Raw genomic sequence first — 22,606 nt, 5'->3', positions numbered from 1 at the left:
CTCTTCCGCTTCCTCATGACGACAACCTCCCGCAGGTCACCACGACCCGCCATCTCAGGTGTCAACAACAGAAGGGTAAGCCCAGAACCCTGGATCCCCGACCGCACCCCAGACACTGAAGGGCCTATCGACCCCGAAGCCCGCCACCGCCGAATCTGAGCCGCGGCCGCCCCCTCAACAACCCTCACCCACCACCCCTGGCAACCCCTGGCACTCCCCTGCCACGATGGGGGGTGACGCGGGACACTGCTGGGGTACGCGCACAAGCGGCCGTCGGCAGTGCTGCCCGTCGGCCCCGCCCCGTGGAAAGGACCCCTCATGGCCGTCTCCGAAGGAGCCAACTACGCCCCCGCCGCGATGCCGAAGCCGGTGGTGAAGCCCGGCGAGTTCGTGTTCGCCGCGATGCATCTCGACCACGGCCACATCGGCGGGATGACCCAGGGTCTGCTCGGCGCTGGCGGCACTCTGAAGTGGGTGTATGACCCGGTGCCCGAGCGCCTGGCCGAGTTCACGAAGAACTTCCCCGACGTGAAGGTCGCCGCCAGCGAGCAGGAGGTCCTCGAGGACCCGGAGGTGCATCTGGTGGCCGCCGCCGCTGTCCCTTCCGAGCGGGCGCCGCTGGGTATTCGCGTCATGGAGGCCGGGAAGGACTACTTCACCGATAAGACCCCGCTGATCACCCTCGATCAGCTCGCCGAGGCCCGCGAAGCCGTGGCCCGCACCGGTAAGAAGTACGCCGTCTACTACTCCGAGCGCATCCACGTCGAGGCCGCGGTGCTCGCCGGTCAGCTCATCGACCGCGGCGCCATCGGCAAGGTCCTGCAGGTCCAGGGCATGGGCCCGCACCGCATGGGCGACCCCTCCACCCGCCCCGACTGGTTCTTCGAGCGCGCCCGCTACGGCGGGATCCTCACCGACATCGGCTCGCACAACTTCGAGCAGATGCTCACCTTCACCGGGTCCGACGACGCCACGATCCTCTCCAGCACCATCGGCAACTTCGGCAACCCCGAGCATCCCGAGCTCGACGACTACGGCGACGCCCACATCGCCCTGTCCTCCGGCGCCACCGGTTTCGTGCGCGTGGACTGGTTCACCCCTAAGGGCCTGCGCACCTGGGGTGACGGCCGCACCTTCGTGCTCGGTACCGACGGGTACCTCGAGCTGCGCAAGTACGTGGACGTCACCACCGACAACGGGCCTGACCAGGTGATCCTCGTGGACAGCGAGGGCGAGCACCGCATCGAGGCGCACGGCAAGGTGGGGTACCCGTTCTTCGGCGACCTCGTGCTGGATGTCCTGAACCGCACCGAGAACGCCATGACCCAGGAGCATGCGTTCAAGGCCGTGGAGCTCGCGCTCAAGGCACAGGAGCAGGCCGTGGAGCTCACCGGGCGGAGCTGAGCCAGCCCCTCCCGGGCATCCTCACAGGCCCAGCACCGCGGTGGCGATCGTGAAGTAGATGATCAGGCCCGTCGCGTCGCAGAACGTCGAGATGAAGGGATTGGAGAAGACCGCCGGGTCTGCGCCCACCCGCTTGGCGATCAGCGGCATCAGGCCGCCCACCATCGCCGCCATGATGCAGATCGACAGCAGGGTCAGGCCGATCACCGCGCCGATAGCGAGGCCGTAGACCAGGCCCGCGATCGTGAACCCGAGCGCCCCGAGCACGGCGCCGAGCACCGTGCCCACACGCAGCTCCCGCCAGATCACGCGCGGCAGGTCCCGCACGCGCACCTCCCCCACGGCGAGCGCGCGCGTGACCGTGGTCGCGGCCTGGTTGCCGGTGTTGCCGCCCGTGCCGGTCAGCAGCGGGATGAACAGCGCCAGGACCACCACCTGGTCGAGCCGATCCTCGAAGATCTCCAGCACCTGCACGGTGAGGATCGCCGAGATCGCCAGCACCAGCAGCCACACGATCCGGCTGCGCACCACGTGCAGAATCGAGGCCGAGAGGTATGCCATCTGCAGCGGCTCCGAGCCGGAGGTGCGGGCTGCGTCCAGGTCGTACTCCTGCTCGAGGATGTCCGCGGCATCATCCACGGTGAGGATGCCCAGCAGCCGATCCTCCCCATCCACGATCGGCATGGCCAGCAGCTTCGCGTCGAAGAACCGGCGAGAGACCTCCTCGCGCCCCTCAGTCGCCGCCGCGGTCACCGCCGGGCGCATGAGCTCGCGCACCGGGGTGTCCGGATCCGACAGCAGCAGTCGACGCAGACCCACCACGCCGCGCAGTACCCGGCCCTCCCCCACGACGGGCAGCAGGTAGATCGTCTCCGCCTGCGCGGCGAGCGCACGCACCTGATCCAGGGCTTCGCTCACGACCGCGTCCTCAGGCAGGAACAGCACCTCGGGGGACATGTAGCGGCCGATGGCGTTCTTCGGATACCCGAGGACCGCGGCGGTCATGTCCCGTTCCGCGGGATCCAGGCCCCGCAGCATCCGATCGGCGACCGAGGCGGGCAGCTCGTCCAGCAGGGAGGCGCGGTCGTCCGGGTCGAGGGCCTCGATGATGTCGGAGACCTGCTGGGTGCGCAGCGCGGAGATCAGCTCCGCCTGATGTCCCGTGGACAGCGCGTCGAACACGTCCAGCGCACGGTCCTTGCCCAGCACGCGGAACAGCAGCGCCGCCTCCGTGGCCGGACTGCTCTCGACGAGGTAGACGAGCTCGGAGTCAGGGAGCAGATTCGCCTCGAGGGCGAGCTGCTCGAGCTCCTGCTCGGTGTGGGTCGGGGCTCGCAGCAGATCCAGGACGGTGTCGATGTCGGCGCCGGGGATGCTCATGATCGCCCGTCACGTCCGGCGGACGTCGCCGGGTCAGCGGTGTGGTCCGCCCCCTGTCGGTTCCGCCGCACCCGCAGCGTCTCGAGGACGCCACCGGCGATGCTGCCGATCGCGAGGGCGACGAGCCCGATCACGATCATCGTCGACACCCCGATCCCCGATCCGCCGCCGAGCAGGATCAGAACGCTGATCAGCAGGAACAGCGCCGTGATGGCCCCGGCGAGGGACAGTCCCAGGCGCACTGCGGGAACCCGGGAGGCGATCCCGGCGAGCGCCCCGACGATCGCGGCGATGGCCACGAGATCGATGATCACCCCGGCGATCGCCACCAGCACCGAGGAGGACATCGCGAGGAACAAGGGAATGTTCTGCACCGGTTCACCGAGGGCGACAAGCCCGCCGCCGGTGATCGCGAGGATCATCCCAAGCTGCTCGCCGCCACGGTCCAGGGCCGTGAGGACAGCGAACACCCCAGCGGCGATCACGCACAGCAGCCCCAGGATCATCGCGATCTGGCCGATGGTGGCGATCGTCCCGTCCGAACCGATGAAGACGCTCGTCAGCGCGAGGATCACGCCGAGCAGCAGGCCAAGGCCCACGGCGAGTCCGGCGCGGTTCCAGGACGGGCGGGGGGTTGCGGCGACCGCGCCGACCAGCACCAGGGAGGTGGGCACGGCGATCAGCACGCAGGCCAACGCGACAGCGACCAGCTCGGTGGGGTTCACGTCGAAGGACATGGTGTCAAGCTCTCGTCTCGGGGCGGCAGGCGCGGTGGGCGCCCACCCGTCGGGCATCCATCATGCCCCGCCAGGGCGGCGCTGTGGTGGGGTGCGGCGCTGTCGTGCGGGGCTGGTGCGGGTGCGGTGCGTGTGCGGGGGCGGCGCTGTTGCGGGGCGCAGCGCCGAGCTCACAGCACCAGCAGTGCGAGCGCGGAGATGACCGTCAGAGCCAGCACCAGGTTCTCGAACAGGGCCTGCGGGATGCGCCGCGCCACCTTCGCGCCCAGGTAGGAACCGATCAGCACGATCGGCACCAGCAGCAGATCGAGGGTGAGAACCTCGCGGGTCATCAGACCCAGGCCCGCGGAGAACGGCACCTTGAACAGGTTGATGATCGCGAAGTACCAGGCGGAGGTGCCCAAGAACGTCAGCACCGGCATGCGCATGGCATAGAAGTACATGCTCATCACGGGGCCGGCGGCGTTGGCGACCATGGTGGTGAAGCCGCCCAGGAGGCCGAAGCCGATGCCCTGCGCTGTGGCCGCGGCACCGGGGCGACTGCCCCCGGTAGAGAGGGCCGACGAGTCCGGGTCCCCCTCGGCGTTGGCGACGGCACGCGTCTCACGACGGCTGGTGACCCGGCGTCGCCACACGGTGACCACCACGAGCGCCAGCAGGATCAGCCCGATGGTGACCCGCACGGTGGGCCCGTCGGTGATGGCGAAGAACCACACCCCGATGAGCACGCCGACCATGGCGCTGGGCAACAGCCGGATCAGGGTTCGAACATCCGGCTCCCGGCGGTAGACCCACAACGCGGTCATGTCCCCCACGATCAGGAGCAGCAGCAGCGCGGCGGTGGACTCCTTGGCGGGCAGAGCCAGGGCGAACAGGCCCACGGCGATCGTCCCGGCGCCCGGCAGCGCGGTCTTGGAGAAGCCCACCACGAGGGCACCGAGCACCAGCACCACCCAGCCGACAGAGCTGAGGCCGGGCGGGAGGGCGAGGAGGTCGGACACGGCCGGGAACCTATCAGGGTGGGGCGGAGGCGAGGGGCAGGGTCCAGGGATGGCTGGGGCGGAGCTGGGCTGGGGCGGGCCAGGGCTGGGGCGGGCCAGGGCTGGGGCGGAGCTAAAGCGGAGGGAATCGACCTCTCAGCGGCACATGCCCTGCATAGTGCACGCACCGTGCCGCTGAGCGGTCGATTTCCTCCGGCCCTTCTGGAGACACGGCGACGCGAGGCCCGTCGAGACCACCGCAGGGTCCAAGCACGGCCCCGGCGGACGCCTTCCACAGACGGCACTGTGCTGACCGGCCGCGTGCATATTGCAGGTCGCCGGTCATCTGAGTACCTTTCGCGGAAGCACCCGCGGCAGAAGCAGCCCCCGCTCGGCCACCCCACCGCTACTGTGACCCCATGACCTCCCTCACGACCCGCCGGGCCGGGTTGCTCCTCTCGCTGCTCACGCTGCTGCTGGCGGCGAGCCTTGCTGGCGCTCCTGCCGCCTGGGCATGCAGCTGCATGGGGTACGACTTCGACGAGGCGATCGAGGCGGCGGACCTCATCGCGGACATCGAGATCGTCGAGGTCATCGACGACGACCAGGGAGACGTCACCTACTACGCCGCCGTGGACCGCGTGTGGAAGGGCGAGGAGTCCCGCACCATCGAGTTCTCCACGCACGAGCAGACCGCCGCTTGCGGCCTGGGTCGCCTGAGCACCGGTGACCGTATCCGGGCCTGGGCGAACGGCGCGGACGGCTCCTACTCGATGACCTGGTGCGCATATCCGATGGATCCTCCGGAGGACGAAGCGGCGGCGCTCACCGAGAAGCTCGGGGAGCCTGCCGATCTCACCGACCAGCAGATCCCGCCGGGCCCGAGAGGGGAGGACCCGGAGCTCGACGACTCCCCCGGCTCCCTGTCTATCGCCATGGTGGTCGGCGGCGCAGTGCTCGCCGCAGCCCTGGGGCTCATCCTGGCCGTCGGGGCTGTCACGGTGGTTGTGCTGCTCGTGCGGCGCAGCAACCGCCGCAGCTGACCAGCCCAGGGCCCGATGCGGCGCCCGTCCAGCCGGAGCCGTGGCCGCGAAGACCGCGGAGCGACGACGCTCACCGCTCACCCGATCCAGTCGGTCGCGACCTCACCACCGTCAGCAGCCGCTCGGAGCGCTCCGATCCTGCCGAGGGCTACGGCACCGGTCTGCTCGCCGACGGCTGAGGACACCGCATGCGGCCTGCCCCGAGACGCTGCGGGAGATCGGTCCCGGGCGTGGGCTCGGCCGGATGCCCCCTCCCAGCCCTGCCGCTCATCCTCCCCTGCCGCACCGTGCCCGGTACGCTCGGTCGGAGTGACACGTCGGCGGGGGCCGACGGGTGAGAGCAAGGAGGAACCATGGACGGGGTGAGCATGGGCTTCGGCGCATTCGGCGCGATGTTCTCACTGGTCGCGCTGCTGCTGGTCCTGGCGGGGCTGTGGATCGTGATCTCAGCCGTGCGGGACCTGCTGCGGGCGCGGCGTCTGGCCTCGAGCGGCATCCGGACCGAGGGGCGGGTGATCTCCTCGCACGTGCACTACAGCGGCACCCGGGAGAACCGCTCCAGCCGCGTCGTCGAGACGATCGAGTTCACCACCGACCGCGGGCAGACTGTCCGCGCGAACCCGGTGGTCAGCGACATCGGGACCGTGGACCGCAGCGGGATGAGCGTGACCGTGCTCCACGACCGCGACCGGCCCGAGCGCTTCATCGCGCCGCAGAACGGGCGCGGCATCTCCGCGCGGGTCCCGGTGATGCGGATCGGCTTTGGCCTGCTGTTCCTGGTGGTCATCGGGATCATCGTGAACGGCGGTCGGATGATCCTCGGCCAGCTCCCCTTCTTCTGAGGCGACGCCGGCCCACCGGAACCGACGCCGCCTCGGGCTGCGTCCGCAGAAAGGGGACCCCCGCGGTACGGCGCGGCGCTGAGCTCCGCCGAGTGCTGCTGGAGCCCCTTTTCTGCTGATCCCCTCCCGGCGCCGTATCCGCCCGCACGCCTCCGCTCTGCCGATGCCGCGTCAGCTCTGCGCCGGGCCGCGCGATCGCCGGGCCGCACAGGTCGCCGGATCAGCTCTGCGTGTCTCCGCCGCCGTCGGACGGCGCATCCGCCGGGGGTTCGCCGCCCTCGCCCGGTGCACCCTCGGGCGGGGTGCCGCCCTCACCGTCGGGGCCGCCCTCTCCATCGGCCGGCGGCTGGCCGCCCGGACCGCCCTCGCCGCCGCCCATCCCGCCGACCTCCGGCTCGGTGGTGGTGTCGATGGGGACGTCGATCGTGAAGGCGTAGCCGGAATCCAGGTCGCCGGACAGGGTCGCGAGCTGCTGCTCGTAGCCGTCGGAGAAGACGTTGTCGGTCTCGAGGGTGAGCTGGGAGAGGTTCTCGGCGCTGCCCGCGTACTCGGTGAGCTCGTACACGCCGTCCGCCTCCGCCTCGGGCATCGCGATCTGGGAGGTGAGGATCGCGTTGCCCGCATCCACGATCGACTCCGCATCGGGGAACACCTCGAAGTGCAGGTGCGGCCAGCGGCCCGCGTAGCAGCCGGGGAAGATCGAGGTGAAGGTGACCGCCCCCTGCGCGTCGGCGATCTGCACGCCGCGCAGGTAGGTCTCCTCCTCCACGCCCTCGGAGTACATCGAGTACCGCCCAGCCGCATCGCACTGCCACAGGTACACCGCCGCACCCTCCATCGGCACGTCGCCGCCGGCCATGTCGATGATGGTCATGGTGATGTCGAGGGGGACGCCCTCGACGGTGGTGCCTCCGTCGATCGAGGAGCGGATGTCGGAGCGCTCCACGCCGCTGGTCTCGAGCACGTCGGCGCCGTTGGAGCCGTCGCCCGGGTAGGGGCCGGCGGTCTCGCCGGGCATCTCGGTCAGCTCGGAGGCGGTGGTGCCGCCGGCGTCACTCGCCCCTCCCCCGTCGCTCGCGGCGGCGGTGGTGGAGGCGGAGCCGCCGGTGCAGGCGGCGAGGACGGCGGTGACGCTGCCCGCGCCGAGCACGCCGAGCGCGCCGCGTCGGGAGACCAGAGTGCCGACGTCGAAGGCGAGACCCTGGTCCTCGACGTCCTCGGCCGGGTGGTGGAGGGGCCGGCCCTCGAAGCTGTTGCGCGGTGCGGTGCCCGAGGGGACCGCTCCGGCGGAGTTCTGTGCGGCGGTGTGCTCGCGCGCCTCGGGATAGGGGCGGCCGACGCGGCGGGGGTCGGTGGTGTCCATGACGGTTCCTCTCGGTTTCCTGTGTGGAGCCGGAAACGTAGAGACGCAGGCTGTGGAGCCGCTGTTACCTTTCCGTGACATGTCGGGAGGGTGCCCGGGAGCTCGCTGGGCGTCATGGGCGACGCGGTCCCCGGGGCGGCGGCGAGGGCTCGGGCCGCACTCGGCCGTGCAGAGTCCTGAAGGTCGACCCTGACCTGCGACGGGGGCATGGGGCCTGTCGGCCGGAGAGGAGGATGGCGAAGCGTCGGAGGTGCCGCCTCGAGAAGTGGGCGGGGCCGGGCGCGCTGTGACGCAGACCGCCGCCGAGGCTGCCCCCGTGCACGCTCACGACGGATCTCGTACGGTGCTGAGCATGCGCCTCCTCCTTCTCCGGCACGGTCAGACCCCCTCCAACGTCGACGGAATCCTCGACGCCGCCTATCCGGGGCCCGGGCTCACCACGCTCGGTCACACCCAGGCCCGTGCGGTGCCCGCCGCGCTCGCGCACGAGGACATCGCCGGGATCCACGTCTCCCGCCTGCTGCGCACCCACGAAACGGCGGCTCCGCTCGCGGCCGCCCGCGGGCTCAGTCCGCGGCTGACCGAGGGGATCGAGGAGATCCGCGCCGGGATCTACCAGGGCCGACAGGACGCGGAGGCCGTCGATGCGTATCAGGACAACCACCAGCGCTGGAGCGCCGGGGTCCTCGAGGACGGCCTGCCGGGCGGGGAGACCGGGCGGGAGTTCTGGGACCGCTGGACCAGGGCGCTGCGGCACATCGCGGACCAGCACGCCGAGGACGCGACCGTCGTCGTGGTCAGCCATGGCGCCGCGATCCGCGTGTTCGCCTCGGTCGCCGGAGGGCTCGGCGCCGCCTCGCTGTCCGAGCGGCCGCTGTACAACACCGGTCTGGTCACCCTCATCGGCAGCCCTGCGAGGGGATGGCGCGTCGAGGACTGGGTGAGCAGCCCCATCGGCGGCGAGCACCTGCTGCGCGACGCCGAGCACGACGTGACCGCGGACGACGCGGCCGACGCGAAGGCCTGAGGCGCGACGGCCGAGCGGCGCCGACGTTCCCGCGGGAATGTCATGCCGCGCGCCGGGCGTTCCCGCGGGAACGCCCGGCGGCGCAAGTCACCGCGCCGTCGGCCACTCCAGGCGCGGGGTGTCCGGGCCCTCGTAGGGCGCGTCGCCGACCTCGGCCTGCATCTGCGCGGTGAGCTGCTGCATCGCGGCGAGCTGCTCGGCGTAGGCGGGATCGGCGGCGACGTTAATCATCTCGCGCGGATCGGCCACGAGGTCGTAGAGCTCGTCCTCGATCGGCATGATCCGGTCCGATGAACCGGGGGTGCCGAGCCCATCGTTGTAGTAGCGGATGTACTTCAGCTCCGGGGTGCGCACGCCGTAGTGCGCGGGAGCGTGATGCTCCGGGTCATCGTGCTCCCAGTAGCGGTAGTAGACGGCCTGCCGCCAGTCGGGGACCTCCGTGCCGTGCAGCTGGCGCAGGAAGCTGCGGCCCTGCTGGTCGGGCAGTTCGGCCGACGGGTCCAGCCCCGCGGCCTCGAGCAGCGTCGCGGCGATATCGACGTTGCTGAGGGTGTCGGTGACGCGGGTGCCGGGCGGGATCGTCTCGGGCCAGCGGGCCAGCATCGGCATGGTCAGCGACTCGTCGAGCATCAGGCGCTTGTCGAACCAGCCGTGGTCGCCGAGGAAGAACCCTTGGTCCGAGGTGTAGATGAACAGGGTGTTCTCCGCGACGCCTGCATCCTCGAGGTGCTCAAGGAGCTGGCCGATGGAGTCATCAACCGCCTGGACGCACCGCAGGTAGTCGCGCATGTACCGCTGGTATTTCCAGGCCGCGCGCTCGCGGCGGTGCTCCTCGCCTTCGAGCTGCGTCGGCAGCTGATCCTTGTAGTCGGTGGGGGTGAGGTCATCGAGCTGCATCCGCACCTGCTGCACCACCTGGGCGCGACCCTCATGCTCATCCCACATCGTCTCCGGCTCGGGGATGGTGCCTTCTGCGTAGCGGCCCGCGTAGCGGGGGTGGGGGATCCACGGCCGATGCGGAGCTTTGTGGTGAACCAGCAGGCAGAACGGCCGCTCCGGGTCGCGCCGCTCCAGGAAGCCCAGGGACTGCTGCGTGACCACGTCAGTCGCGTACCCCTCGGTCTGCTCTCGACCCTCTGGCCCGATCATCTCCGGGTTCCAGTAGTCGCCCTGGCCAGGGAAGATCCGCCAGTCATCGAAGCCGCGCGGCAGCGCCTCCGGTGTGGTGCCGAGGTGCCATTTGCCAAAGATCGCGGTCTGGTAGCCGTGCTCCTGGAGGGCTTCGGGGACGGTCCGCACGCGGTGGTCGAAGATGGAGTAGATCGACGGGGCACGGTTGATGTGGCTGTAGGTGCCCGTGAGGATCGAGGCGCGCGACGGGGTACAGATGGAGTTCGTGCAGTACAGGGCGTCCATCCGCGCGCCCTCGTCGGCCAGGCGGTCCATATGCGGGGTGGTGTTCACGCGCGAGCCGTAGGCGGAGATGGCGTGGGCGGCGTGGTCATCGGAGAGGATGAACACGATGTTGGGGCGGGCGGCGCGGGGGCTTGCGGCGCGGGGGCGGGCGGCGCTGGGACCTGCGGTGCTGGGGCGGGGAATGTCCGGCATCATCGACCTTCGCTCGGCGGTGCGAACCAGTCTGTCACGTGCGGAACACGCTGCCCAGGCATGACCAGACCCGGGACCGACGGCCGCTGCGGGACCGCTTCCTGGCACTGCCGGCGGCGGCACCCCTCGTCGCCGGCTGCACAGTCTCGCCGTCAGCCGCACAGTTCCACCGTCGGCCGCACAGTCCTGACGGCACGCCCCGTCGGCCCCCTTCCCCGTAGACTCGCGGCAGTCCCCGAGGAGGACTGCGCACCATGGCACCCTCGAGCGGCTCGAGGGCGGGACCAGCCACGTGCTGCGCTACCTCGTCGATGAGCGCGAGGGGACCTACCGCGAGGACCACCGCACCGACGTGCCCTATCCTCGGCCGTCTCCAACGCTCACCGCCTGGGCGGCGGCACTATCCAGGACGGCTTCGTCGTCGGCTCCGGGCGGGCCGGGGTGTTCAGCGAGCACGCGGCCGACGGGACGGTGCTAGGCAGTTACCGCTACTACGTCCCCAACGACGGGTACCGGCTGTACAAGAACACCTTCGCGGGGTGCTGGTTCGCGCGGGAGTGAGGGGCGGGGCTCGAACGGGTGGTCGATGGGGCGGCGACAGGATGCCACTCACGGCCCCGGTGGAGTGCTCGCTGGAGCGCCCTGTGAGGTGAGCCGACGAGAGGCGCGCCCACGACGGGCATCAAGTCGTCTGTCAGACCCGTTTGGCACACTGGAAGCTCAGCGCGGAGGTAGGAGGCCAGGGTGAGCGAGCAGTTCTCAACACTCGAGATCTGTGCCGGGGCAGGAGGCCAGTCGTACGGTCTTGAGCAGGCAGGGTTCGGTCATGAGCTCGCGGTCGAGATCGATCGTGACGCCGCGGCCACCCTTCGCGCGAACCGCCCTGCCTGGCAGGTCCACGAGGGTGATGTCCGCGAGATCAGCGGCTTAGACTTCCGGGGGATCGACCTCCTGGCCGGGGGTGTCCCCTGTCCGCCGTTCAGCGTGGCAGGTAAGCAGCTGGGGGCCGATGACGAGCGTGACCTCTTTCCGGAAGCTCTCCGGCTGGTGCGGGAAGCACGGCCGCAGGCGGTCATGCTGGAGAACGTCAAGGGACTCGCATCGGCCCGGTTCAGCACGTACCGCCAGTCGATCCTGGATGAGCTCTCCGCCATGGGCTACGAGGCTGATTGGCAGCTGCTCCTCAGCTCAGAGTTCGGGGTCCCGCAGCTGCGGCCGCGCTTCATCCTCGTCGCGTTTCGGTCCTCGAAGTTCAAGAAGTTCCACTGGCCCGGCGCAGTGGGGACGCCGCCGTCCGTCGGCGAAACTCTCGGCTCACTTATGGCCGCTCGGGGCTGGGCGGGTGCTGAACGCTGGGCCGACCAGGCGAACGGCATTGCGCCCACCATCGTGGGGGGATCGAAGAAGCACGGTGGTGCAGACCTGGGACCCACGCGCGCGAAGGCCGCATGGCTCAAGCTGGGGGTGGACGGAAAGGGTGTTGCCGATGAGGCACCCGGCCCGGAGGCTCCGCTAGACCACATCCCGCGCCTAACGAATGAGATGGTGGCGAGGATCCAGGGGTTCGACCGGGACTGGAGTTTTTCCGGCCGCAAGACCTCGGTGTACCGCCAGATCGGGAATGCTTTTCCGCCCCCGGTGGCGAAGAGCATCGGGATGTCGATTCGTGAGGCACTCGGGGCACCCGCAGCCAAGCCTGCGCGCGACGGCAGTCAGCTCCGTATCGTCGCCTGACCGCTGAATACCGTTCGTCCGGTGAGTCTTTCGGCTCATGGAGTGGAGGGGCCGGGAGGACAGCGGTGTCTCCGTCGCGGGCCTGACGCCAGTACCTGCCGCCCAGATATGCGCCGGTGTCGTCATCACTGGGCACCACGCGCACCGAAATGTACTCATCGGGGCGGGGCACGGGGACTCCCAGCGCGATCGCGATGCGCCGATGATACTTTCCGGAGAGAATAAGAATTGACTCTTTAGCGAGAATGTCGCGGGATCCACCGTTGCCTCGGACTCGCTTTTGCGCATCAAGCTGTCGACTCACCGTTGCCACGATGCTGCGGTGGACGAGGCGCCCCTCCGCGGCACGGAAGAGTTCATGGGTGCGCTGCGTGCCGAACTTGTGCGCGAAGATCCGGTCGACCTGTTCGGAGTCAAGCTGCAGCAAGACGTTCGGCGGCAGCGGAGCATCCCGCCACAGCCAGTGCACCCTCGCGAGCCCTTCCCTGCTGAGAGAGCTTTTCTGGTCACGGTTCCGGGACGTCTTCCGGACAGCCTCGGTGACGCGGATGATTCCCAGGGACCAGACGGCATCGTGATCGCTGCCGGTTGCCACAAGCGCCAGTTCATCGAACACTTCGGGGGGCAGCATCCATCCGCCCATCGACTGGGACCACTTCGCATCGACCTGGTGGCCCGCAATACGAAAATCTGTCGTATCGCCGCCGTCGAACTCAAACTCACGCTGAGCAAAGATTTCAAACAGGGTGCCGAAGTGGGTTTTCTCCGTCTTCATGAGTTGGTCCCACCGGTAACGGCCAGTCTCCTGGCCGTTATATATCACGTCGTAGGTGTGCCGGATGACAGCGGCCCAACGCTCTCCCGTCGGGTCGAGGCGTCGAAGCTCTGTCACGACCTCCTGGAGCGCGTCATCGCGCGTCGGCTCGTCATCCTGCAGTTCCGGATCCATGGCATGAGGTTAGCCGTCGACCGTGGCGCACGCCGCAGAGTCACCGATCAGCCTCCGTCACCGCGAGGTCGGAGTCGACGGCGCGCCCCGCTCCCCCGCTGACCGGCCCCGCCGCACTCCCACCACCCCGAACACCAACATCCCCGCCACCGGCACCAGCGGCCACCACCAGGTGACACCGCCCTCGCCCGCCACGCCGACGTTCGCCATGACGGCAAGCCCGGCGATGATCGCAAGCGCCGCCCCGAGGGGTTTCCACACCGGCGGGGCGGGGCGATCGTCGGGCCGCGGGGTCTCGAAGCGGCCCATCACCAGCACCATCAGACCGGTGAGCGCCAGCAACACGAGCGCCCACAGCGGCCGGGTCGCCCACCACAGCCCGCTCAGCGGCTCGGGCAGCAGCGCCGTCGCCCCGAGGCCGAGCAGCAAGTAGGCAAGGCCCACCATGACGGTCAGGTGCCACAGGAACCAGGTCATGATCCGCAGGTTCACCATGACGGTCACCATCCACACGCGCGGCCTCGCGAGCAGCGCCTCGAGGGGCTTTTCGAGACTGAGTACGAGCCCGGCCTGCAGCATCCCGAGGAACGCCATGGTGACGCGGGTGGGGCTGGAGTTGGAGATCGCATCGGCCGCGGAGGAGATCATCGACACGGGATAGGGGCCAAACGCCACGAGAGCGAGTAGCCCGATCGCGCCGATCGCGGCAAGCAGCATCCGTCGGCCGATCCCGGCGAGGCGACCATCCAGCCACGCGTAGCCGACCTGGTGGAACGCCGCCCACACCAGCAGGTAGTTCGGGTAGCCGAGCAGCGGCTGGTCCAGGCTGATGCTCAGCGCATCCACCGCTCCGGCGAGCGCGACACCGCCGACGATGGACCACCAGCCGTAGCGTTCCCACAGCACCAGGCACGGCGGGGCCGCGAGGATCACCATGAGGTAGGCGGCGAGGAACCACGTGGGGATCAGCGCCATCTGGCTGGCAAAACCGACCGTCGCGGGATCCGCGCCGGCCAGCACCGCAACCACGGCGATCACCAGCCAGGCCAGCAGCAGCGGGATCAGGGGGATGCCCAGGCGGCGCAGGCGCGTGCGCAGCCACTGGGCGTAGCCGACGCCCTTACGGCGGGCCGAGCGCCAGGACAGGGCATTGGAGTAGCCGCCCACCAGGAAGAAGATCGGCATCACCTGGAACACCCAGGTCAGCGGATGGGTCCAGCGCGCTTCGTCGAGCACGCCGTGGGGCTGGATCCCGCCGGTGGGGTCCACGGCGATGATCGTCCAATGCCCCAGCACCACGACGGTGATCGCGGCGGCGCGCAGGAAGTCCACGACGCGGTTGCGGCTCGCGGGCGTTTGCGCGTCGATCCTCTGCGCCCTGGTCATCGGCCGATCCGTCATCGCGCGTCCCTCCCCTCGGGCGCGCGCCGCTCGCGGCCCTGGTGAAGGAGCCAATCTATCCGAGGGCGGGCGGGGCACCCCACGATCTGCCATCCTCTCCCCATGAGCCGCGATGCCCAGCACCCCGATGAGTCCCTGACCCCGGCCGCCTACTGGGAGCAGCGCTACACCGACGCGGATCGCGTCTGGTCTGGGAAGGTGAACGCCACGATGGCCGATGTCGTCGGCCCCCTCACCCCCGGCACCGCGATCGATCTGGGCTGCGGGGAGGGCGGGGATGTGCTGTGGCTGGCCGAGCAGGGCTGGCACGCGACGGGACTGGATATTTCCCCCACCGCCGTGGAGCGCGGGCGCGCCGAAGCCGCCGCGCGGGGGCTCGAGCAGGCGCGGTTCGAGGCCGTGGACCTCGAGACGTGGCGCCCGCAGCCGGGGACGTCGGACCTGGTGACCGCGTCGTTCTTCCAGTCGCGGGTGGCGCTGGACCGGATCGCGATCCTGCGCCGAGCCGGGACAGCGCTCCGCCCGGGTGGGCATCTGGTGATCACCGCGCATGCCGGGCCGCCGTCGTGGAGCACGGAGCACCGCTTCACGCTGCATCCGGCCGCGGAGCAGCTGGAGCAGCTCGCGCTGCCCGAGCCAGAGTGGGAGCTGCTGATCGCCGAGGATCGTGAGCGCCCCGCCACGGCGCCCGACGGATCGGCCGGGCATCACCTGGATGCGCTGGTGGTGGCGCGGCGCAGGTGACGTCGTGGTGGCGCGGCGCCGGTGGGGCCGATGGGTGCGCGGCCGCGCGACCATCGGCCCTGGTCCCCGGGCGGCCATCGGCCCTGGTCCCGGCCTGCCCGGCCCGGCGCGCCGTAGAATCTTTGCATGTCACCGGCGTCATCTGATCCTGCCCCGGCCCGTCCGCTCGCGAAGCTCGACAAGGCCGCCTACGAGAAGGAGCTCAAGCGCCTGCAGGCCGAGCTCGTGGCGATGCAACAGTGGGTGATCGAGCGCGGCGAGCGGATCATCATCATCTTCGAGGGTCGCGATGCGGCGGGGAAGGGCTCGGCGATCAAGCGGATCACCCAGTACCTGAACCCGCGGCACACCCGGATCGTGGCGCTGCCCGCGCCGACAGAGCGGGAGCAGACCCAGTGGTATTTCCAGCGGTACGTGCAGCATCTGCCTGCCGCCGGGGAGATCGTCATCATGGACCGCTCCTGGTACAACCGTGCCGGGGTGGAGAAGGTCATGGGCTTCTGCACGGAGCAGCAGTACCACCGTTTTCTGCGGCAGGCCCCGGATGTGGAGCGGATGCTCGTGGAGGACGGGATCCGGCTGCTGAAGTACTGGTTCTCGGTGTCCGATGAGGAACAGGAGGCACGGTTCCGCTCCCGGGCCCAGGATCCGATGCGCCGCTGGAAGCTCTCCCCGATGGACGTCGAGTCGATCACCCGCTGGGAGGACTATTCGCGGGCCAAGGATGCGATGTTCGCGGCGACGGACCTGCCCGGCGCCCGCTGGGTGACCGTGGAGAGCGAGGACAAGAAACGCTCACGCATCAACGTCATCGCCGACATCCTGCAGCGCATCCCCTGGGAATACGTGGAGCCGCAGAAGATCGAGATCCCCGAGCGGCCCGCCGAGCGTGAGGACGGGTACCAGCGGCCCGACCGCTCCGGGTACGTGTATGCCGAGGATGTGGCCGAAGCGCTTGCGCGGCCCCGCGGCTCGCGCGGGAAGAACGGCAAGGGTGCGAAGGCACGGAAATCAGCGAAACAGGTGGCGTCGGGGCCGACGGGGAAGAAGCGGTCCTGAGGCGAGTCCGGGTCCACGGCCCCTGGCGGGTGCATCGGCCGCGGCCCCCATCCGCAGCCGACCCCCAGGGGCCGGACCCGGGTCCCGTCCTCACCCCCTCGGTGAGGCCCGCACCCAGTACCTGGAATCTATGACTGATCCGTGACCAGCGCGATGGGGCGGACTGCACGGGGAGAACTCCCCATCGGCGACGGGCCAATGGGGAGTTCGCATCACACGCCGTCGCGAGGCCCCCGTACATCCGGCGGCGTAAGCCGGTAGCGGGTGGTCCGGTCGCCCTGACCGCCTTCCATCGTCACGATCCCGTCGAGGAGTGGCTCGCGCAGCGCCCAGCGCAGCTGTGCGGGGCTCAGCGCGGTCCGCTCCTGGAGCTCGCGGAAGGAGAGGGGGCCCGCCTTCTTCAGCACGGCCCACACCTGCTCCCCATTGCGAGTCTGGAACGGCGCCGGGACCTCATCGACGATCCGGGTCGCCAGGTCCTCAGTGCGCTGCGCCGACGGGAGAGGAAACTGGACGGGTCCGACCATGACATCGCGCTCAGGGCGCCAGAGCAGAGCCTTGAACTGCACTCCGGTGTCGATGAGCTGCGGCCTCGGCAGCCCGCGGTCGGCGGTTGACCGGAAGACCTCGCGGATCCCTCCGCCTTCTCCTTCGATGATCGACGCACCATCGGCCGTGCGCAGCTTCTTCGCCATCTGATAGAGCCGCTGGTTGACCGCCGCCTGGGCGTGCTCCTCGCTCTCCAACTGATCCAGCGCCACACCGCGCAGCCCACCGGGGCTCTGGATGAACAGCGCCCGCGGCGTGAGGCGCACCTGCACTCCCTTGCCCATGCCGAGCGTGTTCGGACCCAGGTCACGATGCACCAGGGCATTGGCGAGAAGCTCCCGCACCGCATTCATCGGCAGCTCCGTCACGGTGTCCATGTGGCCGTCTGCGCGATATCCGGTGATGGTGTCCAGGTTGGTCAGCGCCCAGCCCAGGAGGTCATCGAGCAGCACGGGCAGTGGCCCGGTGAAGTCCTGGAGGTTGCGGGTGCGCGGCTGTCCCTCCCCGCCGCGCAGCTGGACGGCGGCCGTGACTGTGAGCCCCGGATAGCGGCCCTGGGGGTAGTCGCCGAGCGCATAGAGCCCCGCGAGCGTCGGCTCCCCCTGCGCAGTGATCACGCTGGTGCGACGGAGTATCTCCTCATCGGTCCGCTCCCGGAGCCGCCGGTCCCGCTCCCGGGCTGTGGCCAGGTAGGAGCGGACCAGGCCTGGGTCGAGGTCCTCGACGGTGAGCCCAATCGCCGGGGTGAGGTCGTAGCTGACCTGCTCCTCGGTATGGAGGCGAGCGACCTCCAGCATGCGCAGCTCGTGGTCCTGCATCCGGTAGGCGCCGTCGGACTGGCGCAGATATGCGCTGCCGCCGAATCGGGCCGGCCGCTCCGTGATGGGCAGCGGTGCGACGTGGACCAGGAGCACCCGCTTCCCCTCCACAGTGACAGTCTGGGATGTGAGCTGCGGGCTCGGACTCACACTGAGGCGCGCCTGGCTGGTGATGCCCGCCTCGAGCGCTGCTTCATCGTCGGTACCGGTGACGGTGAAGGCCCCGCCCTGTTCGTTGATCCCCAGGATGATCGTGCCCCCAGCAGGCATATTGGCGAAGGCGCAGAGGGTCTCGCCGAGCTGGGGGACTCCCCCGCTGGCCCGCTTGACCTCGATGGAGGTCGTATCACCGCGGCGTTCTCGCAGCTCATCCAGGACGTCCTGCAGATACTGTTCCGACCAGACCACACTGTCAGAGTAGCAGTCACACTGTCAGAGTGTCACCGATATCGGCGATGAATGACACTCTGCAGGGCATTCACAATGACACTCTGACAGTCTGCGAGATGGCGCCCCCACGCTCACCACTCGTAGCGCAGGTCCCGGGTGGGGCCGACGGAGGGCACATCGCGCAGCTGCCCCACCTCATGCCCTGCCTGCCAGGTGCCGGGCCGTACGCCGATCAGCTCGAGCAGCAGCGGGGTGACGTGCTCGCTGCGCAGCACGCTGCGGTCGGCCACCTGCTTGCGCAGGCGCTCCGCAGCGCCGTCGGGCCCCACCGCATGCAGGGCGAGGAAGGAGCGGCGCACCTGCACCTCGTCCTCGCCGTGGCCGCCCTCGTCCTTGTGGCCGTGGTCGGTGACCACGGCGATCAGCCACTCCTCCCCCAGCTGCTCGTACCGTTCACTGACGGCCTTGACCAGGTAGCGGGTGTGCTCATCGACGTCACGGATGGCCTGGCGATACTCCTCCCCAGTGGAGCCGTGAGCGTGCCCGGCCTCATCGACGCCCTCGAAGTACACGAACGCCGCATCGGGGCCCTCATGGTTCAGCGTCCAGGCGGCGCGGGTGCGCACCTGCTGATCGGCGCTGCGGCAGCCGCGGGAGAAGTCGGTCGCGGCGAACAGCTGGTGCTGCCCGCCGATCTGCTGATCCACCCGCTGATGGATCACGGGCCCGGCACTGGTGGCCGAGACCAGCGCATCCCACGTGCTCGCGGCGAAGGTGCGCGCCGCCGGATCGCCGAAGAACACCTGGGAGAGGAGGTCCGGGGTGCGGGCCAGACGGTGCCCCACGAACTCGTTCCACCACACATTGTTCTGCTCATGCGTGGTGCCGGTCAGCAGCGAGGCCCAGCCCGGCCCGGAATCGGTCGGCGGAGTCATCCACACCGGCAGGATCGCCCCGCCGTCCACGAGGCGCGCGAGGGTGGGCGCGAGGGGGTCGGCGGGCGCGGTGGGTGCGGTGGCGGGCTCAGCGACCGGGTCCGACGGGGGCTCGGCGGCGGGGTCGGCATCGACGGCTGGCTCAGCGGCAGGGGCCGACGGGGACTGCGCGGCGGGCACCGGCTCCGCGGCGAAGCGCGGGTCGGCCGGGTGGTCGGGCTCGGCGAAGCCGGGCACGCGGTCCATCACCGCGGGTAAGGCGAGGTCGATCCGCACCCCGTCCAGGCCGATGAGCAGGAGTTTCATGAGGGGTCCTCCGGGTTGTGGCGGTCAGCGGGCCGGGTCAGGCGCAGGGTGAGGATCTGGAAGGGCCGCAGGCGCAGCGGGATGCTCTGCACCTGCTCAGCCGGGTGCAGCTCGCCAGACCGCTGCTTAGCCGACCGCTGCTCGCCATCCTCCGCGGGCAGCGGCTCGCCCTCGCCCGGCACAGCGCGGACGTCAATCTGCGGATCCTCGAGGTCTTCTTCGAGGGGACTGACCTCGCGGACGCGCTCAGCGGGCATCCCCAGGTGCAGGTGAGTGTCCACATGGCCGCCGTGGCCCTCGTGCAGACGCAGCACCATATCGCCGCTGCCGTCACGGGCCGGCAGCACCGCATCCACATGCACGCCCGGGTCCTCAATCCAGGCGGCCTGCAGGATCCCTGCCGACACGGCGCCTTCCTCGCGGGCAGCACCGGGGTCACCAGCGGCCCCCGCATCCCGCACGGCGCCGACGGCAGCCTCTGCCTCTGTGCCTGCCTTGCTTTCCACGAGCCGCAGCGGCAGGTGCATTGCCTCGGCGGCGTGCACCGCGCTCACCGGGTCCGCATCGGCCAGCAGGGCGTAGCGGATGGTGCGGCGGGAGCGGTCGGCGCGCGGGTCGGGCCAGTTCGGCGAGCGCAGCAGCGACAGGCGCAGCATCACCTGCGCGCCCGCCTCAGTGCCCGGCCAGCCGGTGCCGAGCTCCCCCGGCTCCTCTGTCTCACTCGGAGCGGATCTGCCGGGCAGCGCGTCGTAGCCGTAGCCGCCGTCGGTCAGCAGCGCCGCGCCATAGCCGGGTTCGGCGGCGAGCACCCAGCGCTGCATCGGCAGTTCGAAGCGGGCGAACTCCCAGGAGGTGTTCTCGTGGAAGGGGCGGGCCAGGTGTCCGAACTGGATCTCCGCCCGATGCTCCGTGGCGGCGATTGCGAGCGGGAACGCGGCCTTGACCAGGGTTTCCCGCTCGCCCCAGTCCACTTCCAGGCGCAGGTCCACGCGGCGGGCATCGGCCTCGAGGGTCACGTGCTGGATGGTTTCGGAGTCGCCCAGGCGGCGTCGGATCTCCACGCTCGCGCGCAGCTCAGAGGCCTCCACCAGGCGCAGCTGCGTCGGCTCCCCCACCCGGTCCTGGCGTGCCCCGCGGTAGTGGCGGTCCACGTCCCAGGCGTCGAACTCATTGGGCACATCTTGGAACATCTGCAGCTCATTGGCGCGCGCCCCGGCGGGCAGCAGCTCGCGCCCGGCCGTCAGGTCCCGCACCGCATCCAGCGTCCCATCGGCCGCGATATGCACGCTGAGCTGGCCGTTGTCCAGGGTGATGGTGCCATCCGCGTGCTGCTCGGCGCGCACCTCCTGCCGGGGCTCGCAGCGCACCTGCGCGAGCGGGGCGAGCGCCGAGCCGGGCACCTCCACCAGCTGCGGCCCCTCGGCCGTCTCCACGATCCCGCGGCGCCGGTGGCCGCCCGGGTTCAGCACCCGCGGCGCGGTTCCGGTGCCCAGCAGGGCGAGGCCCTCGGCGGTGATCGCCTCTGCCTGCTCGAGCATGCGGGCGTAGTCTTCGCGGGCTTCGCGGTGCACCCAGGCGATCGAGCTGCCGGGCAGGATGTCGTGGAACTGCAGCAGCAACGTGCGCTCCCACAGCCGATCCACCGCCGCGACGTCCAGCTCGCCCGCGCCCTGTCGCGTCACGAGCGCCCACACCAGCTCGAGGGTGCGCAGCGCCGCCTCCATCCGCCGGTTGCCCTGCTTCATCTCCAGCTGGGAGGTGAAGATCCCGCGGTGGAACTCCAGGTACAGCTCGCCGCGGTAGGTCGGGGCGGCCGACGCGTATTCGGCGCGCAGCTCGTCGAAGAAGCCGTCGGGGTCCCCCATGCGCAGGCGCGGGGAGCCGTCGAGGTTCGCGCGGCGGCGGGCCCGCTCGATCATGTCCGCGGTGGGTCCGCCGCCGCCATCGCCGTAGCCGAAGGGAATGACCTGCAGGCTCGAGCGACCCTTCTCGCGGAAGTTCCGTTCCGCGGCGGCGATCTCATCGGCTGTGAGCATCGAGTCGTACATATTCACCGGCGGGAAGTGGGTGAGGATGCGGGTGCCGTCGATCCCCTCCCACCACATACTCGAATGCGGCAGCTGGTTGGTGCGGCTCCAGGAGATCTTCTGGGTGAGGAAGCCGGTCAGCCCCATCTGCCGGGCGATCTGCGGCAGCGCCGCGGTGTACCCGAAGGAGTCCGGCAGCCACAGGGTGCGCGAACGCTGCCCGAAGACCCGGTCGAAGTACCGGATGCCGTGGGTGAACTGGCGGATCAGCGCCTCCCCGCCGGGCATCATCGCATCGGACTCCACCCACATCCCGCCGGAGGGGAACCAGCGGCCCTCCGCCACAGCCGCGCGCACGCGCGCGAAGATCTCCGGGTGGGCCTGTTCGAGCCACGCGTACTGCTGGGCGCTCGTGGCGGTAAACGTCAGCTCCGGATACTCCTGCATCAACGCAGTGACGTTGGAGAAGGTGCGGGCCACCTTCCGGGCGGTCTCCCGCACCGGCCACAACCACGCCGAATCGATGTGCGCATGGCCGATGGTGATCGCCTCGAGCGCGGAATCCGCGGCGGGGGCGGCGAGCGCGGGGGCCAGGACCGCGCGGGCGCGCGACGCGGTGGCGGGCACATCGTGCAGGTCCACAGCATCGATCGCGCGGTCGAGCGCCTCGGTGATGTGGGCGCGGCGTGGGGAGTGCTCTGGCAGCTCGGGCACCAGGTGGCGCAGGACGTCCAGGTCGTGCAGGAGCCCCCACACTGCGGGCCGACGGGTCACGAACCGGGCCTCGCGCAGGGAGTACAGCAGTTCGGGGCCCGCGGTGAGACGGTCGCCGATCTCGGTGGGGATGGTGCCGTGCTCGAACAGGTCCGGGTTCGCTGCCGCCTCCAGCAGGTAGGTGACGTGCTGCCCGGCCGGGGCGGTGACGGGCACGGTGCGGTTGCGGGAGTTGATGGCCTTCAGCGGCACGAGATCCGCATCGCGCAGCAGGCCCTCGCACTGGTTGCCCGGCCAGTCGTCCTTGAAGCCGAGGTCCGCCTCCAGCAGCACCGGACCATCGGCCGCGGGCACCTCCCCCTCGAGGCGGAAGAACCACGTGGACCAGGCCCGGCCCCACGGGTACGGGAGCTGGACGGCGGTGAACTCCTCGGCCGGCGGGACCTGCTGGACGTCGATCGGCTCACCGTCGCCGGGAACCTGCCACACGCGCACGCGCAGCGGCCCCAGATCCTCGTGCACCGCCGGGGTGATGCGTTCGGTGAGCGCCCGGTCCACGCGGGCCAGCACCCGCTTCTCGTCGTGGTGCATCGGGG

Annotated in this window: 16 protein-coding genes and 1 pseudogene; 7 read left to right on the top strand and 10 right to left on the bottom strand. The window is 70.2% G+C overall.

Annotated elements, in window-relative coordinates; genetic code table 11:
• Window positions 1–318 precede the first annotated feature (318 nt).
• A complete protein-coding gene (locus CJ197_RS13185) occupies window positions 319–1,404 on the top strand; it encodes a Gfo/Idh/MocA family protein (protein ID WP_102237202.1) in 1,086 nt (361 codons plus the stop codon).
• 21 nt (window positions 1,405–1,425) lie between these two features.
• Here CJ197_RS13185 and mgtE read toward each other — a convergent pair whose 3' ends face one another.
• The 3 genes from mgtE to CJ197_RS13170 form a co-directional block, all read right to left on the bottom strand.
• Window positions 1,426–2,784 carry a magnesium transporter gene (gene mgtE, locus CJ197_RS13180; protein WP_102237201.1) on the bottom strand — a complete coding sequence of 453 codons (1,359 nt, stop codon included), beginning with the start codon at window positions 2,782–2,784 and terminating at the stop codon, window positions 1,426–1,428.
• Entirely contained in the window at window positions 2,781–3,521 is a 741-nt protein-coding gene (locus CJ197_RS13175; RefSeq protein ID WP_102237200.1) for a hypothetical protein, read from the bottom strand. The genes mgtE and CJ197_RS13175 overlap by 4 nt, the downstream gene beginning before the upstream one ends.
• A 170-nt stretch (window positions 3,522–3,691) precedes the next feature.
• Window positions 3,692–4,522: a sulfite exporter TauE/SafE family protein gene (locus CJ197_RS13170; RefSeq protein ID WP_102237199.1), complete on the bottom strand. Its 831-nt coding sequence runs from the start codon at window positions 4,520–4,522 to the stop codon at window positions 3,692–3,694.
• A 398-nt stretch (window positions 4,523–4,920) separates the two neighbouring features.
• Between CJ197_RS13170 and CJ197_RS13165 the strand changes: the two genes are divergently transcribed.
• Window positions 4,921–5,544, top strand: a complete 624-nt coding sequence (locus tag CJ197_RS13165; RefSeq protein WP_102237198.1) for a hypothetical protein — start codon at window positions 4,921–4,923, stop codon at window positions 5,542–5,544.
• Between the two features lie 353 nt (window positions 5,545–5,897).
• Entirely contained in the window at window positions 5,898–6,386 is a 489-nt protein-coding gene (locus CJ197_RS13160; protein WP_233190959.1) for a DUF3592 domain-containing protein, read from the top strand.
• Window positions 6,387–6,606: 220 nt separating this feature from the next.
• Here CJ197_RS13160 and CJ197_RS13155 read toward each other — a convergent pair whose 3' ends face one another.
• Window positions 6,607–7,749, bottom strand: coding sequence for a 3,4-dioxygenase subunit beta (locus CJ197_RS13155; RefSeq protein WP_102237197.1), 1,143 nt, complete (start codon window positions 7,747–7,749; stop codon window positions 6,607–6,609).
• Between the two features lie 352 nt (window positions 7,750–8,101).
• Here CJ197_RS13155 and CJ197_RS13150 point away from each other — a divergent pair, with 352 nt between their 5' ends.
• Window positions 8,102–8,776: a histidine phosphatase family protein gene (locus CJ197_RS13150; protein ID WP_102237208.1), complete on the top strand. Its 675-nt coding sequence runs from the start codon at window positions 8,102–8,104 to the stop codon at window positions 8,774–8,776.
• A gap of 87 nt (window positions 8,777–8,863) precedes the next feature.
• On the opposite strand, the gene CJ197_RS13145 is transcribed toward CJ197_RS13150, so the two are convergent.
• Window positions 8,864–10,384 (bottom strand): sulfatase, encoded by a 1,521-nt coding sequence (locus CJ197_RS13145; RefSeq protein WP_102237196.1) that lies wholly within the window; start codon window positions 10,382–10,384, stop codon window positions 8,864–8,866.
• Window positions 10,385–11,128: 744 nt separating this feature from the next.
• Here CJ197_RS13145 and CJ197_RS13140 point away from each other — a divergent pair.
• Window positions 11,129–12,118: a DNA cytosine methyltransferase gene (locus tag CJ197_RS13140; RefSeq protein WP_102237195.1), complete on the top strand. Its 990-nt coding sequence runs from the start codon at window positions 11,129–11,131 to the stop codon at window positions 12,116–12,118.
• Window positions 12,119–12,236: 118 nt separating this feature from the next.
• On the opposite strand, the pseudogene CJ197_RS13135 reads toward CJ197_RS13140, so the two are convergent.
• Together CJ197_RS13135 and CJ197_RS13130 are read right to left on the bottom strand one after the other, a co-directional pair.
• A pseudogene (locus CJ197_RS13135) lies at window positions 12,237–13,067 on the bottom strand (NaeI family type II restriction endonuclease); the annotation flags it as partial.
• Window positions 13,068–13,124: 57 nt separating this feature from the next.
• The gene (locus CJ197_RS13130) at window positions 13,125–14,453 is read right to left on the bottom strand and encodes an acyltransferase family protein (protein WP_233190957.1); all 1,329 of its coding nucleotides are present in this window, start codon (window positions 14,451–14,453) and stop codon (window positions 13,125–13,127) included.
• Between the two features lie 117 nt (window positions 14,454–14,570).
• On the opposite strand from CJ197_RS13130, the gene CJ197_RS13125 reads away from it, so the two are divergent.
• Window positions 14,571–15,212, top strand: coding sequence for a bifunctional 2-polyprenyl-6-hydroxyphenol methylase/3-demethylubiquinol 3-O-methyltransferase UbiG (locus CJ197_RS13125; RefSeq protein ID WP_102237193.1), 642 nt, complete (start codon window positions 14,571–14,573; stop codon window positions 15,210–15,212).
• 126 nt (window positions 15,213–15,338) lie between these two features.
• Window positions 15,339–16,271, top strand: coding sequence for a polyphosphate kinase 2 (ppk2, locus tag CJ197_RS13120; protein ID WP_102237192.1), 933 nt, complete (start codon window positions 15,339–15,341; stop codon window positions 16,269–16,271).
• A gap of 212 nt (window positions 16,272–16,483) precedes the next feature.
• Here ppk2 and CJ197_RS13115 read toward each other — a convergent pair whose 3' ends face one another.
• The 3 genes from CJ197_RS13115 to CJ197_RS13105 form a co-directional block, all read right to left on the bottom strand.
• Window positions 16,484–18,046 (bottom strand): RNA-binding domain-containing protein, encoded by a 1,563-nt coding sequence (locus CJ197_RS13115; RefSeq protein WP_233190955.1) that lies wholly within the window; start codon window positions 18,044–18,046, stop codon window positions 16,484–16,486.
• 113 nt (window positions 18,047–18,159) lie between these two features.
• On the bottom strand, window positions 18,160–19,269 hold the full coding sequence (locus CJ197_RS13110) for an alkaline phosphatase family protein (RefSeq protein ID WP_102237191.1): 1,110 nt from the start codon (window positions 19,267–19,269) through the stop codon (window positions 18,160–18,162).
• Window positions 19,266–22,601 carry an alpha-mannosidase gene (locus CJ197_RS13105; protein WP_102237190.1) on the bottom strand — a complete coding sequence of 1,112 codons (3,336 nt, stop codon included), beginning with the start codon at window positions 22,599–22,601 and terminating at the stop codon, window positions 19,266–19,268. The genes CJ197_RS13110 and CJ197_RS13105 overlap by 4 nt, the downstream gene beginning before the upstream one ends.
• Window positions 22,602–22,606 lie beyond the last annotated feature (5 nt).

Source organism: Brachybacterium sp. UMB0905, from assembly GCF_002871795.1.
Classification (GTDB): domain Bacteria; phylum Actinomycetota; class Actinomycetes; order Actinomycetales; family Dermabacteraceae; genus Brachybacterium.
Note: the sequence above shows the minus strand (reverse complement) of the source record. Positions and strands in the feature narration are given on the sequence as shown.

Coding starts and splice junctions, on each gene's coding strand:
- CJ197_RS13185 (WP_102237202.1), top strand. CDS start 319: ATGGCCGTCTCCGAAGGAGCCAACTACGCCCCCGCCGCGATGCCGAAG.
- mgtE (WP_102237201.1), bottom strand. CDS start 2,784: ATGAGCATCCCCGGCGCCGACATCGACACCGTCCTGGATCTGCTGCGA.
- CJ197_RS13175 (WP_102237200.1), bottom strand. CDS start 3,521: ATGTCCTTCGACGTGAACCCCACCGAGCTGGTCGCTGTCGCGTTGGCC.
- CJ197_RS13165 (WP_102237198.1), top strand. CDS start 4,921: ATGACCTCCCTCACGACCCGCCGGGCCGGGTTGCTCCTCTCGCTGCTC.
- CJ197_RS13160 (WP_233190959.1), top strand. CDS start 5,898: ATGGACGGGGTGAGCATGGGCTTCGGCGCATTCGGCGCGATGTTCTCA.
- CJ197_RS13155 (WP_102237197.1), bottom strand. CDS start 7,749: ATGGACACCACCGACCCCCGCCGCGTCGGCCGCCCCTATCCCGAGGCG.
- CJ197_RS13150 (WP_102237208.1), top strand. CDS start 8,102: ATGCGCCTCCTCCTTCTCCGGCACGGTCAGACCCCCTCCAACGTCGAC.
- CJ197_RS13145 (WP_102237196.1), bottom strand. CDS start 10,384: ATGCCGGACATTCCCCGCCCCAGCACCGCAGGTCCCAGCGCCGCCCGC.
- CJ197_RS13130 (WP_233190957.1), bottom strand. CDS start 14,453: ATGACCAGGGCGCAGAGGATCGACGCGCAAACGCCCGCGAGCCGCAAC.
- CJ197_RS13125 (WP_102237193.1), top strand. CDS start 14,571: ATGAGCCGCGATGCCCAGCACCCCGATGAGTCCCTGACCCCGGCCGCC.
- ppk2 (WP_102237192.1), top strand. CDS start 15,339: ATGTCACCGGCGTCATCTGATCCTGCCCCGGCCCGTCCGCTCGCGAAG.
- CJ197_RS13110 (WP_102237191.1), bottom strand. CDS start 19,269: ATGAAACTCCTGCTCATCGGCCTGGACGGGGTGCGGATCGACCTCGCC.
- CJ197_RS13105 (WP_102237190.1), bottom strand. CDS start 22,601: ATGCACCACGACGAGAAGCGGGTGCTGGCCCGCGTGGACCGGGCGCTC.